Origin of the sequence: Marinilabilia salmonicolor JCM 21150 (assembly GCF_000259075.1) — a bacterium.
Classification (GTDB): Bacteria; Bacteroidota; Bacteroidia; order Bacteroidales; family Marinilabiliaceae; genus Marinilabilia; species Marinilabilia salmonicolor.
Genome location: NZ_AJKI01000010.1, coordinates 77,489 through 93,269, shown reverse-complemented (window position 1 = coordinate 93,269; position 15,781 = coordinate 77,489). Strand labels below are relative to the sequence as shown.

The following is a 15,781-nucleotide window of genomic DNA, read 5'->3' as shown; positions in this document are numbered from 1 at the left end:
TCAAATACATGATGAAGACAAAATTTATTTATTATTTATACGCAACAGCAGTAGCATTTCTTTTGAGTTTTACTGCATGCGAAGATTATCTGGACAAGGCTCCTGAATCGGTTATTTCATCCGATGATGCCTACAAAAATTTCAGAAATTTTCAGGGGTTTGTAGAAAGGATGTACCATATTACTCCGGATCTGGCTAAGCACAATTGGGTGAGCTCATTCAATTGGGGGGAAGACGAGGTCATAACCATCGGGAATGGTGAGTATCTGATGGGTTTCAGTATTGATGGAGGTAATTATCGCGACTATATTGGTAAAGGGGACAGTTTTCTTGATCGTGACTGGAGTCCTGAAGGTGACAGATTTCAAAAAGCTATCTGGGGTGGTTCCTGGTACGGCATTCGTGTAGCTAATATGGGTCTTGAGGCGCTTGCTGAAGGAAAGTTAATCGATGCGACGCAGGAAGAAAGAGACCTCATTGAGGGGCAATTATACTTTATGCGTGGTTGGTTCTATTTCCAGCTCACGCAGTATTGGGGCGGTCTTCCATACATCGAAACAGTACTTCCAAGTGATGAGGCGCTTACTCTGCCCCGTGAAACCTATCGGGAAAATGCAGAAAAGATGGCTGCTGATTTTCAAAGAGCTGCAGAACTTTTGCCAATTGATTGGGATAATACGGATGTTGGAGCAAGAACATTAAATAATAATGAACTGCGCGCAAACAAAATTTGGGCCCTCTCTATGCTTGGAAAAACATATTTATATGCCGGTAGCCCACTAATGACTAACGGCATTAATGGCCCCCGAACCTATGACGCAGAGATGTGCAAAAAAGCTGCTGATGCATTAGGACAGGTGTTGAGTATGGTCGAAAATGGACAAACGCAATATGCGCTGGTTGATTTTGAAGACTACTCTTCGTTATTCTATACCCTTCAAAAGAACTGGTTGATGCCAGGTGGGTCAGAAGCGATTATTCGAAGTCCAACTTACGGACCTGATTCGTACTGGAGACAGATGAACTCATATCAGCCATCTCCAATGGCAAGTGGAGACGGTATTGTGCTGACACCTGCTGCTAACTATGTAAATTATTATGGGATGGCAAATGGAATGCCTCTTGATGATGAGGAATCCGGCTTTGATGAAACCCACCCATGGAAAGACAGGGATCCACGTTTTTACCATGATATTATCTATGACGGAGTAAAAGTTGTATCAGGGACTATAACCAATCCTGATGATGAAGAGTGGAGGTACGCTAATCTTCATACAGGTGGTAACTATGTCAATGACCCTCGAACAACGAGTCGTACAGGATATTTGAACTACAAGTTTATTCCACTTGGTGCGAATATCTGGGATAATACATACGGATATAGTTACTCTGCACATTTTCATCTAACATGGTTGCGTTTGGCCGATGTTTATTTAATGTACGCCGAAGCAGCTGCTCAGGGCTATGGTTCGCCACAGGGAAAAGCCTCCAGTTTTTCAAAGAATGCTGTTGAGGCATTGAACAGTATTCGTGAACGTGCCGGAGTAGATCCGGTAGCTGATAAATATACTTCTTCACTGGAAGGTTTTATGGATGAATTAATTCGTGAACGAGCTGTGGAACTTGCATTTGAGGGACATCGATTCAATGATCTCCGTCGCTGGCTTTTGCTTACTGAACATCCTTATAATATTAAAACCAGACAAGAATTTGATCGTGCGGAGCCTCTTGATACAGACCTGGATCCGAAGGAAAATGCTGTCATGAATTGGGATGAAGAGATTATTACTACACGTAATCTTTCCAATAAACATTACTGGCTTCCATTAAAAACAGAGGATGTCAGCATTTATCCGGAGTTTTATCAAAATCCTGGTTGGTAATAAATTGATAATCTAAAAAAGACTAAAATGAAATATTTATATATTGGTCTCGCAATTGGTCTAGTTTTTCTTTTCAATGGACTACAGGCCTCTGCCCAGTTGGGAGACACAGATGAACTGACATTGGAGAAAGATACTTTACAAAAAAAAGTAAAGGTCGCATTTCGGTCTGTTGACGAAAATGATTTGTTGGGAGGTGTTTCTTTCATTGATGTGGACAAGATGACAGAAAAAGCTTATACTTCTACCAGTCTTGCTTTTGTCGGAAACCTGATCGGTGGGGTAAATGGCAATATCTGGGGTATGAACGATATGTTAGTTGTTGTTGACGGAATGGTACGCGATGCCAACAATGTTTTGCCTACCGAAATTGATCAAGTCAGTATTCTTAAGGGGCCCTCGGCGGTAGTTTTATATGGTAGTCGTGCTGCGAAAGGTGTGATACAGATTACCACTAAAAGAGGTGAAATAGGTGAGCCTAAAGTTCAAATCCGTGCGAATACCGGAATTCATGTTCCAAAAGCGTATCCAAAGTATCTTGGAGCGGCTGAGTATATGAGTCTTCATAATGAGGCAAGCGTGAATGACGGAAACGATCCTATTCACAGCATTGAGGATATATACTGGACTTCTACCGGAAATAATCCTTATCGCTATCCTGATTTGGATATGTATTCATCTGAATATCTTGATGACTTTTTCAATACCACGGAGGCAATTGCTGAGATTACTGGTGGTAATGAGAGGGTAAAGTATTATACCTCCACCGGTTATGCAAGGGAAGGCTCATTGCTGAAGGTTGGGAATACCGAGGAAAACTATACGAATCGGTTTTTCGTTCGAGGAAATATAGACATTGATGTTGCTGAGTTTCTTAAGGTGCAGGCGGATGCAAACGCTACCTTTTATAATGCTTACAATGCTCAGACTGACTGGTGGGGCTCTGCAGCAACTCTTCGACCGGATCGTGTAGCTCCATTGATTCCTGTTGATTACCTTGAGGAAAATGATATTCCTTCCTGGAATACCATTAATACCAGTAATTATTTAATTGATGGCAAGTATTTTCTTGGTGCTAGTCAGCTGAGTACTACTAACCCTGTATCAGATGCTTATGCAGCAGGGAATGATAATTTTGTAAGTCGCCAGTTTCAATTCAATACTCGTTTTGATTTGGATTTAAAATCTTTACTTGAAGGGTTACATATGCGTACCAAATATGGAATTGACTACGCCTCGACTTACAGCAAGAGCTTTACTAATGAATATGCTACTTTCGAGCCTAAATGGACCAATTATTCAGGAGAAGACCTGATCTCCAGAGTGGTAAAATATGGTGATGATAAAAAAGCTACCAATGAAGTGGTGAGCAATTCGTCTTATCGTTATACCTATAATGTGTCAAGTCAATTTGATTATAGTCACACCTTTAATGGAGACCATAATGTTTTCGGAATGATTGTAGGGAACATCTGGCAAAGACAAATAAGTGGTCAGTATCACAGATTAACGAATGTTAACCTTGGACTACAGGCCTCCTATAACTATCAGCATAAGTATTACCTTGATTTCAGTGCTGCTCTGCCATATTCTACCAAACTGCCAGAGGGCAACCGACTTGGCTTTTCACCAACAGTGACATTGGGATGGCGCCCTGTGAACGAGAGTTTCTTCGATAACAGTGTTTTTGATGATCTGATGCTGACCGTTTCTGGTGGTATTATAAATCATGATATGGATATTGTGGATCCTGATAATCCTGAAAATGAATACTATCTCTATAAAACTGTTCTGCAAAGAGGAGGATGGTATTCATGGGCAGATCTGGGAGGTGAGGCCGCAACCGAATTTCAACGTGGTAATAACCCGGAAATGACTTTTGTAAAAAGAAAGGAATTGAACGTGGGACTTCGTGGAGCACTCCTGGATCATTTGCTGACATTTAACTTTAATTACTTTATGGGTAAAATGGATGGCGCTCTGGCAAGGGCTTATTCTGAATATCCTGTTTACTTTACTCAGGTTGGGTATCCTACTTCTTCTATTATCCCTCTTATAAATTACAACATTGACGATCGTACCGGGTTTGACTTTAGTATGTATCTGAATAAGAAAATCAGTGAAGTGGATTTGACCTTAGGGGTTACCGGAACTTATTATGAGACGGAAGCTGCACAACGAGATGAAAACTTTCAGTATGATTATCGATCCAGAATTGGCCGTCCGGTAAATTCATTGTGGGGCCTGGAAAATCTCGGTTTTTTCAATGATGCAGAGGATCTCGCTAATTCTCCGGAGCAACAATTTGGAGAAACACTACCTGGTGATATTAAATATAAGGATCAGAACGGTGATGGAGTTATTGATGTAAAAGATGAAGTTTATCTGGGACGTTGGGACACCCCTCTGCGCTTAGGATTAAACTTTACAGCCAAGTGGCGTAACTTTACTCTTTTTGCTATGGCTGATGGTTTTTTTGGCGGGAAAGGTATGAAGAATAGTTCCTATTATTGGGTAAGTGGCGATGATAAATATTCAGAGATTGTGCGCAACCGTTGGACAGAAGTGACCAAAGCAACTGCTACTTATCCTCGGCTCACCACTGGCAGCGGTGCTAATAATTTCCGTAACTCAGATTTCTGGATGTATGATACTGATCGGGTGAATCTGTCGCAGGTACAGTTAACTTACGATCTTTCTGAATCTGTCTTTCAAGATTCTTTTATCCAGGGTGCCAGTTTCTATGTTAGTGGTTACAATTTGCTGACTATTTCCAAAGAGCGCGAACACCTTGAAATGAATGTAGGAAGTGCACCCCAGACACGCTTTTTTAACATTGGCGTGAAAGGAACATTTTAAAGATTTCATGCGATAAAAATATTCAACTATGAAGAATAGAAATAAAATATCAACCATTGTAATGGTTTTTATGCTCTTATTTGTCTATACCGGATGTGAGGACACATTTGAGCCTGCTATTGAAAACCACAAAGACAGCAGTGACTTGAAAAACATGCCTGCATGGGCTACCGGACTATTGGGGCATGCGTATATTAGTAATCCCTTAGGATCCTGGTCTTTTAACGATGTGGCAACCGATGATGCCGTGTCAAATGATCCTAACAACGGGTATCGTTTAATGGCTACCGGATCCTGGACTGCAAACACCAATCCAATGGGAGAGTGGCAATATTTGCGTGCATCATGGCAATACCTGAATCAGTTCATTGATATTGCTGATGAGGTTGACTGGGCTGATGATCAATTGGTAGCAGATATGTTCAAAGACCGGATGAAGGGAGATGCTTTTGGGATGCGGGCTCTTTATATGTATCATCTGTTGCTCAATCATGCAGGATGGGCTAATGGTCAGTTGCTGGGGATCCCTATTATTACAGAGTCGGAAGACCTGAATTCTGATTTTAATGTACCACGCAATACATTCCAGGAATGTATAAATCAGCTTTATGCTGATGTGGATTCGGCTATTATGCTTCTACCTGAGAATTATGGTGCTATAAGTAGCGACAATCAGGTCCCTGAGAAGTATCAGACATTGGGGATTACATCTGGTCAATATACCCGTGTTTTTGGGGATAATGCTAAAAACCGTATGAATGCTCAAATTGCCAAAGCTGTGCGTGCGCAGGCAGCATTGCTTGCTGCAAGTCCTGCATACAGTGAAGGATCTAATGTCACATGGGAAGAAGCCGCCAATATGATGGCTGAAGCTTTGAGTGGACTGGGGGCAAACCCCATTGCTGAGATTGACCCGGATGGAAATAAATGGTATGCGGATGGTCAGGCTATCGAGCAACTTGCCGCAGGTGAAAATCCCAAAGAGATACTTTGGCGCGGAAACAAAGAGGAAAATGTGACGCTGGAACAGGATCATTATCCACCTACATTGTTTGGAAGCGGGCGCTTGAATCCTACACAGAACCTGGTTGATGCTTTTCCAATGGCTAACGGGTTACCAATCACCGATCCTAATAGCGGTTATGATCCAAATAATCCGTACAATAACAGAGATCCACGACTTGCCATGTACATTATTTACAATGGTAGTACAGCAGGACCAGGTAACACCGAAATTATTACGGCAGCTGACGGGGAGGATAACAACGCTCTTAACAAAGATGTTACTTCTACCCGCACCGGTTACTATATGAAAAAGCACCTGAATCAGGATGTAAATGCAAACCCCGATTCTGAAACTCCGTCTTATCATTATAAGTCGTTTATTCGTTATACCGAGATTTTCCTTGGATATGCGGAAGCAGCCAATGAGGCATGGGGTCCTAAAGGTACTGGCCCCAATTCCTACTCTGCCTACGATGTGATCAAAGCGATCCGTCAAAGAGCAGGTATTGGAGTCAATTCTACTGACGAATATCTGGAATCTGCAAGTAATAATAAGGATGTGATGCGTGAACTTATTTATAATGAGCGACGTTTGGAGCTTTGTTTCGAAGGTTTCCGTTTCTGGGATCTACGTCGCTGGAAAAAGGATATCACAGAGCCTGCTAAAGGAATGCAAATTGTTGGTGGAGAATACAATATTCTGCCAGAAGTTGAGCAACGTGCTTATCAGGATTATATGTACTACGGGCCTATTCCTAACTCTGAGGTAGTTAAATTCGATAATTTGATTCAAAATGAAGGATGGTAAAACGTGTTTCAATTATTAAATAGAATAACATGAAAAGAATATTTTATATAACGCTAATGACGGTACTCGTAACCGGATTGATAACTTCATGTGAGAATGGAGAATGGGAATTTCCCGATTACGAATATTCTTCTGTATATTTTGCTTATCAGAGCCCGGTTCGAACCATCGTTCTTGGTGAAGATGTGTTCGATACCTCTCTCGATAATGAATATAAATGCCAGATAATGGCAACCATGGGAGGGGTTTATTCCAATGAGAAGGATGTGGAAATAGATATTAGTGTGGATAATTCTCTATGTGACAATCTTGTTTTTGAAGAAACGGGAGAGGATGTTGTTCCAATGCCTTCTGATTACTATTCTCTCTCTTCTGACAAGATAGTAATTGAAAAGGGAAGCATATTGGGTGGAGTTACTGTTCAGCTGACAGATGCTTTCTTCAATGATCCGAAATCTCTTGGAGTAAATTATGTGATTCCGGTAAGGATGAATGATGTGGCCAATGCCGACACGATTCTTTCGGGGAATCCGCTTGTGGAAAATCCCAAGCGTGCCGTTTCATCTGATTGGGATGTGCAACCCAAGGACTATATACTCTACGCAATTAAGTATATCAATCCTTATGATGCGAGCTACCTGAGAAGAGGGGTTGATGCGATAACAAAGGATGGAGTAGCGGAAACTAACGTTAGGCATAATGAATATGTAGAAAAAGATGAGGTGGTGAATTTGAGTACCCTGTCGTTAAACGCTGTTCAGTTTCCGATGAATTATGTCAGTAAGGATGGTCATGATTTGAATTTTAAATTAAAGTTGTCTTTTGATGAAGAAGAAACCGTTACTGTTTTACCTTTTGAAACAACTTATCAAGTGAACGACACTGTTAGGGTTTTAAACGGGGTTGCTTCTGGTAATGGAGAGTTCGTTAAGGATGGTGAGCAAGAAAGCTGGGGTAATGAGGATAGAGATGCATTGTATCTTGACTATAATGTAAGTTACGAGGTAGAGATTCAATATCCAGTATCGGGTCAGCCGAATCATATTCAAGAAGTTTCATATAGTACGGTTGATACTCTTGTAGTTCGAGACAGGGGTGTAAAGCCTGAATGGTTTACCCCTGCATTAAAGAATTAATTTGCTTAAAAAGATATGATTATGAGACATAAAATCAATGTTTTAGGGATGAACATCATGTTGTTGGCGCTGGTCAGCTCTTGTGTTGATGATTCAAGACTTGAATTTGATGTGGCAAAGCCTGAATCTATTCAACAGGGAGAGTATTTAAATGACTATGATGCTCTAAAAACCTATGTGGACAGAAGTGCACATCCCGATTTTAAACTTGGTGCCGGGGTGACTGTGAGTGAATATAATAAACAAGGCCTTGTTTACAGGGTGATGAATTCAAACTTCGATGAACTGACTGCTGGCAATGCTATGAAATATAACTCAGTGGTTAAGGAAGATGGTTCGATGGATTTTTCCCAGGTCGTTCAGTTCGTTTCTGCTGCCAGGAATGCAGAAACAGAGATATATGGACACACTTTAGTTTGGCATGCCCAGCAGAATAAAGAATATCTTGAAGACATCATTGCAGATCAGGAACTTGACGTTGATCCGAATGCAACTGTTGAGGTAGTTGATGGAATGAAAGATTATTCTACAGATCCATTTACAGGTTGGGTTGGTGGACCTGTTCAACCTGTTGTTGAGAACGGAGTTTTGGTTGTTACCAATACCGAAGCTCAGCCTAATTTTTACGACGTACAATATCATGTTGCCGATGGAATCCCGACAATAGTTGGTGCCAGGCATCAGGTTACCATACGTATTAAAGGTTCTACTCCTGGTGAAATTACGATGGCCTTAGGGACTTGGGGGAATACTGCAGATACAAAGATCCCCATATCTGAGGAATGGAATGAAGTGACCGCAGAATTTAATGGTCTTGTTGAAAATAGTTTTGTTATGCTGCAATCAGGAAATTATGTGGGAACTTATGAAATAGAATGGGTGAAAGTGGCGCATCAGGAAGCTCCAGCTGTTAAAGTTCCAAGATACATTTATGAGAGTGATTTCTCAGATGGAGAACCTATTGGTGGTTGGGGTAATGGATCCACCCGTGAAGTAATCAATGAAGAGTTGGTAATGACCAACCCTTCTGTAACTGACTTCTGGGCAGCCCAGGCAGCTATTGATTTTCCTGAACCTTTGATTGAAGGAGAAACTTATTTTCTGAACTTGAAAATCAAAGGTAGTACCGATGGACAGGTGCGACCTGGTTTTCAAAACCCTTCTGATTATTCTTCCGGCGGTGATTTTAGTCCGGTAAGTTTTACTACAGAGTGGAAAGAAGTAACTGTTCAAACAACCGTTACAAGTGATGCGGCTTCTCGTTTCTTGTTTAGTTATGGTGATTTTGCAGGTACGATTTATATCGATGACCTTAAGCTTTACTATGAAGAGTCAATGAATAAAATTCCTTTAACCGATGAAGAAAAGGCAGATACGTTGACTTTTGCATTGGATAATTGGATTGCCGGAATGATGGAAGCTACTGATGGTTATGTTACGGCATGGGATGTGGTAAATGAACCGATTTCAGGGGTTGATAACGATGGAGACGGTTTCTACGATCTTCAATCTGCTGAAAATGGTGATCCCGAAAACAATTTCTACTGGCAGGATTATCTGGGAGATAATTTTGTGCGTGTTGCAGTTGAACTGGCTCGCGAACATGGGCCAGAGAATCTTAAATTGTTTATCAATGATTACAACTTGGAGTCTGATTGGGATGATAACCAAAAGTTGAAAAGTTTAATTCATTGGATTGAGCAATGGGAATTAGATGGAGTCACGGTTATTGATGGAATAGGAACTCAAATGCATGTTTCCTATCACTTAAATCCGGAAACTCAATCCAGTAAAGAAGAGCATATTGTGAAGATGCTTGAGTTATTGGCTGCAACCGGTAAGTTGATAAAAATTACTGAACTGGATATGGGGATTGTTGACGAAAGCGGTGAAGCTTTGAGCACAGGAAAAGTCACCATTGAGCAGTATAAAGCTATGGCAACTTTCTATAATTTCATTATTCAAAAGTATTTCGAAATTATTCCTGCCAGTCAGCAATATGGTATTGCTCATTGGAGTCCTACCGACAGTCCGGATGTGGAAAATACCTGGCGAAGAAATGAGCCTATTGGTCTTTGGACATTGAACTTTGATTATCGAAAACATACCTATGCTGGTTTTGCTGATGGGCTTGCTGGTGAGGATTTTGTTGATAGTGAGTAGGTCTCTCTTTCATAGCCATAGAGTTGAATAACTATTCATTTGCTCCTCCCGGATTTTCCCGGGAGGAGTTTTTTATTGTTATTCTTTTATTTTTCTCTTATTGCTCGCATCGTAATAAGTGAGATAGATTCCCACCTGACACAATCAGGAGGTTCTTCATGTAAATTCGAACTGTATTATTAGTTGGAATGTGAGCTTTTGCTATAATCCCAAAGATTCGTTTATGGTAGGGAACGCTATCCTAGTTTTATGGAATGCAGACAGGAATTGGGGATAATCTCTATTATCGTTCAATTGTAGATGGAAATTGTTCTTCTAAAACGGACATCCCGGAATGATGTTATACCTTATATTCATGCAGACCGGCAGACTGTTGAGAATCTTTCTATAGACTGGTAGATAGGAATTTGAATCTGTTGTGAAGTGCAAGGGAGAGGGCCGTCAAAAAAGATAGCCTCTTTTTTAGTGATAATAAAACCAGGTCCGAAAAAATGTCACAGGTGTCTTTTTATTTGTTACAATGCTGGATCAGTTTTATGAGGTCTTCCTCTGATCTTGCTTTAATTTTTTCGTCTTTGATGAATTTTTTAATCTCGGGTTTTTCAGGCTCCAGAACCCGAATCACATCTTTTTTTCTGGTTATCAACTCAGGTGTCTTATTAGGTAAGGATATCAAATATTGGTCTTTTTTTCTTTCAAATCTATTGGGTTCAGATTCCTGAAATCCTTTGGCTTCAGTCGCGGTCTCAAAATCTACCGTGTACTTCTTATATAATTTAAATTTTCCATCAACCAATAGCTGCAGAATGCCTGTTTTTTCTTGATTGTTTTGATGGTATGATTTGTTTTCAAAAATCTTATCCCCTAGGTTAAATATGTAAGAGGCAGTTGTATTGTCAACCTCCAGGATTAGATTGTTTTCAGTCATGAATTCCATTTTGTCGGAATGTATGTTGTATCGAAGAGGCACAGCTTGGAATTTGATTGAATCATTCATTGTCACTTCTCCCTCACTAAACTCTTTGTTAAGAAAGGGAGAACCTTTGATGAAATTATAGTTTGCCCTTTTCTCAGTGTTGGTTCTAATTTCCTCATAGCGAAATTGATCTGTAAAGGATTTTAAATCCCGGGGAATATTGGATTGGCAGAAGGATGTAATGGATAATGCAAAAAGAATAAAGGTAAGTGATTGTTTTTTCATGACTTATGGAGTTTTTGGATTGTAGAGTGTATTCTTGTTGTTTGTTTATAAGGCTTTATCTATAAAAATAGTGTGTTTAAACCGGATTAAATTGCAATTTGGGATATTGCATTTTAAAAATTGGATATAATATGGCATTTATCACAAATATCCTTCTGCCTTATCGGATTATCTCATCTTTAAAATCATATATCTGAAAATAAAAATATTTTGCCGTAATCTGGGGTAGATTTGAATTGTAACAAAAAATCTACCAATTCTATGAAAATCCGTCTGTTTTTTTTATCTGTTTTCTTAATAATTGTATTTGTAGAGCCAATACTTGCCTGGCCGGATATGCCAACTCCCCGTTTGCAAGTGGAAGGTCGCTTTCTCAAAGATACTCACGGAAATACTGTTAACCTTCACGGTTTTGCCCAGACCTACAGCCCCTGGTTCAATGAGCGGGGCCAATATTGGAACAACTACGATGTAGAAGGGTGCCTGACCTACAATCAGGGACTGATTGATGATATTTTGGATGCAGGTTGGAAAATGAACTTTCTGCGGTTGCATATGGATCCCTATTGGTCCAATGAGCCGGGATGTACCCCTGATGGTCACGAATTGCCGAATTGCTTTAGCGAAACACGTTTTCGTAAATATCTGGATGAAGTTTTTATTCCGATGGCAGAATATGCCATCTCCAAAGGATTGTATGTGGTGATACGGCCTCCCGGGGTGAGTCCTGAAGTGATAGGTGTTGAAGATGACTACAATTATGCCGAATATCTGATGACCGTTTGGGATATAGTTTCTTCTCATCCAAAAATCCTTGCCATGGAGGAGGTGATGTTTGAGCTTGCCAATGAGCCGGTCAGGATTCGCCTGGCCGATGGAAGTATAGGGAACAATACACAGGCGCACTTTGATGTGTTAAAAGAAATTTTCCAGCCTGTGGTTGACAAAATAAGGGAAAACGGTTTTCATAATGTGTTGTGGATTCCGGGTTCAGCCTATCAGGCCCAGTACAAAGGGTATGCCGTGAATCCCATCGAAGGTGAGAATATAGGTTATGCTGTCCATATTTATCCCGGGTGGTTTGGTAGTGCTGATGGATATGAGGTCTTTAAAGGAGAATGGGATGCCAATGTAAAACCGGTTGCTGATTTTGCGCCAATTATGATTACGGAAATGGATTGGGCACCGGAGAAGTATGAAGATGTTTCGTGGGGAACAGGGATAACAGGAACAGCCGGTGGTGAAGGTTTTGGTGCCAACTTTAAGAGAATTATGGACGAAACAGGAAATGTAAGCTGGTTGTTATTTACCAGTCCTCACTTCCTGGCAGACTTTACCGGAGAAGAGCCCGCAGACGGAGAATCGTACACTTTTCTGAATGATCCTGAAGCTTGTCCCTGGCCTGTATATCACTGGTATCAGGAATATGCAGAAACGGACCATCCCCGTCCCGAATTTCAGTATCAGTCTCAAAGTGATAACGGAGACGGAACTTATACAAATCCATTGATTCACGCAGATTTCCCTGACCCGGATGTGATTCGCGTGGGAGATGTTTACTACATGGTGAGTACCACAATGCATATATTCCCGGGTGCTACTCTTCTAAAGAGTTATGATCTTGTAAACTGGGAGTATTGCAACAATCCGTTGGAAATGATAGAGTCCGGTGATCCTTATAATTTACTCAACGGAGAAGACCGGTATGCACGCGGGCAATGGGCATCCAGTTTGCGATATAATGATGGTACTTTCTACATCATGTTCAATACACTTGATGAAGGTGGATATCTGCTGACCACTTCTGATCCTTCAGGGCAGTGGAACCTTCAAAAACTATCCCGCAGTTATTATGACCCGGGGCTTTTCTTCGAAGAGGATGGGACGATTTATGTGGTGCATGGCATCAATACCATAAAGATTACTAAGCTGGATGAGAATTTTGAAGCGATAGGTGAAGACCGGACTGTAATTGAACGGCCGGATTCAGGACTGGAGGGATGTCACATGTACAAGATTAACGGGTTTTATTACATCTATGCTACTTATGGAGGGTGGCCCGCTTCACAGGTGGCATTTCGATCTGCAAATCTGTTTGGGGATTATGAAGAGAAGCTTTTATTGGATGATGACAATATTCATCAGGGGGCACTGGTTGAAACCCAAACAGGAGAGTGGTGGACTGTTTTGTTTTATGATAAAGGTCCTTATGGCCGCTTTCCCAACTTACAGCCCGTAACCTGGGTGAATAACTGGCCTGAAATTGGAGAAAACGGTCAGGGGGTTACGACTTATCGTAAGCCCGATGTGGGGCAATCGTACCCTGTGACGGTGTTGCCTACCAATGATAACTTCAGAAATTATCAGCTTGGTATGCAGTGGGGATGGAACCACAATCCGGATGACAGCAAATGGTCACTGTTTGACCGCCCCGGGTTTCTTCGTCTTGAAACTGCCGGGGTGACAGATGGTTTCCTAAATGCACGAAATACGCTGACTCAAAGAATTTTTGGCTATCACTCAGAGACTGTTGATTCTTATGGAACCATCAAGATGGATGTCAAAAATATGCAGGAAGGTGATGTGGCCGGTTTGGCTGTTTTTCAGGATCCCTATGCTTTTATCGGCGTAACGGTTGTTAATGGAGAGAAGCGAATAATGACAGAACTGGATGGCGTACCTCAGATCGGAACTGAAACATTGGTTGAAGAGGTGGTTTATTTAAGAGCAGTGGCTAACTACGGTACCGGTATCGCAAAGTTTTATTACAGTACCGACAATCAGACATATCACCCGATGGGAGAAGAGTTGAATATGGCATTCGATCTGTCGGTTTTTACAGGAAATAAGTTCGCCATATTTAACTATGCTACTGAAACCACAGGTGGTTTTGTGGATGTGGATTGGTTTACTACAGAGGCGACCTTCGCCGAAGATTTGTTTTACGACGATAGTTTTACAGGTTTTACAGAGGAACAGTTAACGCTGGACCAACTGTATATGGATGACCAGGAGTTGGAATTGGTGTTGGGAACCAGCAGGACACTAAGAATTACCGCCCTCTTCCAGGATGGGCATACGGAAAATATTTCGTCAGAAGTATCTATTGTTAACAGCAATCCCGAGGTTGCTGACGTAGTGAACGGACAAGTTGTAGCCAAAAAAAATGGAGAAGTCAATATTACCGCCACTTATCAGGACAAGCTTGGAAATCAGCAAAGTGTCAGTTTTACTGTGGTAGTAAGCACTTTTCCTTTAACCAACGAAGGATTTAATCCTTCCATCTGGGAAACGGGAACCTTTGATGAAACTACCGGTGAACTTGTTACCGGACAATATGGCTTTGGTGGTTGGCAGTACGACAACGGCCTGGATTTGTCAGGATATAAATTTCTGGTGGTTAAACTTAAGGAAATTCCAGGCGGAAATGCCTCATTTCGCATCTTCGATGAGAGCAGTTACTGGTCTTCACCTTTTACCTATGACGTACAGGATGAAACAGAACTGGTTATTGATTTGAATCGCATGAAGAAAGAGGTTGATGGCCAGTTAATTCCGTTGAATCCATCGCACATATATATTGTTGGATTCTGGTCGTTGGGTGGAAGTCCAATTCTTATTGAAGATGTATTTCTTTCCAATTCGGATGAATATGATACCTCGGTACAAGAGGTCGTTTTTGAAGAGTTATTGCCTGATGAAAAGGTGGATGTCTATTCTGTAACCGGGAAATTACTTCGTTCAGGGGTAAAACGAAAGAATGCTGTCTCAGGTCTTGTCACAGGCGTTTATGTGATTGGCAATGCTGAAAAAGGATATGGTAAGGTTGTGGTGTCGAAATTTTATTAATAGTTGATGAGACTTTGGAAGTTCAGGTTTTATTGTGCCAGTAGTTTAATACAGGCTCGTTGGTTATAACTGTGAAGTGTTGTGAGGATTATTTTTGCTTAGAGATATTTTTGTTTAAAAATCAGATATATTTTTTGAGTCTTGGCAAGAGTTCTTTCTGAAACTTTTCAAAGATAATAGTGAGTGTTTTTGTATCTAATTTTGAAAGAATTATATCCCAAATCAAATCATGACTTATGACTGATTAACTAATTTTGAAGTAGTAGGTTTTTTTGATGATTTAAAAGCCTAAAACGAAATGATTCAGGTGCTAATCAGGCCTGAACATTCAGTTTTTCTCAGTAATTCCCCGGAGGCATGTGCTGTGCTTTCGGGGAATTTTGTTTTTCCTGGCCAATAAAAGGGTTTTGATGCAGAAGCTTACAAAAAAAACCGCAACTCTTCTAGTTAAGAATTGCAGTTTTTTGTTGTGATCCGGGCGGGATTCATGTATTCCATTCATCGGTGCTGTAAATCAGGTTGTTCGCTTTTGTGTTTTTAAGCTGTTCACCAATTTGTTCTCATTCGTTTTGATGATGTTTGAGCGTTTTTGACTTTTGAAGTCATTCTCAAAGTTAGGGAATTAAGAGTTGAGATGCAATTTTGTTTGTGCTGATTTGGTGGATTTTGTGGTGGATCGAGAGATGCTTTCTTGTTTGTTGTGAGCTTAAATGGAAACAATGGAGAATGATTTTTATGAAAATGAAGCTTTAACAGATGGTTGGAATTGTTTGAGCCTTTATGGAGGTGGGGAATTTGAATGAATTGATGGCTTTTGTGTTGGATTGCACCCCTTGAAGGAGTTGCGTTCAGGGTTTTTGTTTAAGGGCATCAAAAG

Annotated in this window: 7 protein-coding genes; 6 read left to right on the top strand and 1 reads right to left on the bottom strand. The window is 40.8% G+C overall.

From position 1 onward, the window contains the following. Nucleotides 1-8: 8 nt before the first annotated feature. Genes W7W_RS0106590 through W7W_RS0106570 form a run of 5 tightly spaced genes read left to right on the top strand, consistent with a single transcriptional unit; the run spans nt 9 to nt 9,854 of the window. Entirely contained in the window at nt 9-1,883 is a 1,875-nt protein-coding gene (locus W7W_RS0106590; RefSeq protein WP_238532128.1) for a RagB/SusD family nutrient uptake outer membrane protein, read from the top strand. Between the two features lie 27 nt (nt 1,884-1,910). Beyond that, nucleotides 1,911-4,742: a SusC/RagA family TonB-linked outer membrane protein gene (locus W7W_RS0106585; RefSeq protein WP_010663015.1), complete on the top strand. Its 2,832-nt coding sequence runs from the start codon at nt 1,911-1,913 to the stop codon at nt 4,740-4,742. Between the two features lie 28 nt (nt 4,743-4,770). After that, a complete protein-coding gene (locus W7W_RS0106580; RefSeq protein ID WP_010663014.1) occupies nt 4,771-6,555 on the top strand; it encodes a RagB/SusD family nutrient uptake outer membrane protein in 1,785 nt (594 codons plus the stop codon). 29 nt (nt 6,556-6,584) lie between these two features. Then, nucleotides 6,585-7,691, top strand: coding sequence for a DUF5627 domain-containing protein (locus W7W_RS0106575; RefSeq protein WP_025006883.1), 1,107 nt, complete (start codon nt 6,585-6,587; stop codon nt 7,689-7,691). Between the two features lie 21 nt (nt 7,692-7,712). Next, nucleotides 7,713-9,854, top strand: coding sequence for an endo-1,4-beta-xylanase (locus tag W7W_RS0106570; RefSeq protein WP_025006884.1), 2,142 nt, complete (start codon nt 7,713-7,715; stop codon nt 9,852-9,854). Nucleotides 9,855-10,362: 508 nt separating this feature from the next. Here the strand turns inward: W7W_RS0106570 and W7W_RS21865 are convergent. After that, a complete protein-coding gene (locus W7W_RS21865) occupies nt 10,363-11,055 on the bottom strand; it encodes a hypothetical protein (RefSeq protein ID WP_010663011.1) in 693 nt (230 codons plus the stop codon). A 261-nt stretch (nt 11,056-11,316) separates the two neighbouring features. Between W7W_RS21865 and W7W_RS0106560 the strand changes: the two genes are divergently transcribed. Beyond that, nucleotides 11,317-14,904 carry a family 43 glycosylhydrolase gene (locus tag W7W_RS0106560; protein ID WP_010663010.1) on the top strand — a complete coding sequence of 1,196 codons (3,588 nt, stop codon included), beginning with the start codon at nt 11,317-11,319 and terminating at the stop codon, nt 14,902-14,904. Nucleotides 14,905-15,781 lie beyond the last annotated feature (877 nt).

Bases quoted from the DNA above. Each gene is read 5' to 3' on its own strand.
- W7W_RS0106570 (WP_025006884.1), top strand. From the start codon at position 7,713: ATGAGACATAAAATCAATGTTTTAGGGATGAACATCATGTTGTTGGCG.
- W7W_RS0106575 (WP_025006883.1), top strand. From the start codon at position 6,585: ATGAAAAGAATATTTTATATAACGCTAATGACGGTACTCGTAACCGGA.
- W7W_RS0106585 (WP_010663015.1), top strand. From the start codon at position 1,911: ATGAAATATTTATATATTGGTCTCGCAATTGGTCTAGTTTTTCTTTTC.
- W7W_RS0106560 (WP_010663010.1), top strand. From the start codon at position 11,317: ATGAAAATCCGTCTGTTTTTTTTATCTGTTTTCTTAATAATTGTATTT.
- W7W_RS21865 (WP_010663011.1), bottom strand. From the start codon at position 11,055: ATGAAAAAACAATCACTTACCTTTATTCTTTTTGCATTATCCATTACA.
- W7W_RS0106580 (WP_010663014.1), top strand. From the start codon at position 4,771: ATGAAGAATAGAAATAAAATATCAACCATTGTAATGGTTTTTATGCTC.
- W7W_RS0106590 (WP_238532128.1), top strand. From the start codon at position 9: ATGATGAAGACAAAATTTATTTATTATTTATACGCAACAGCAGTAGCA.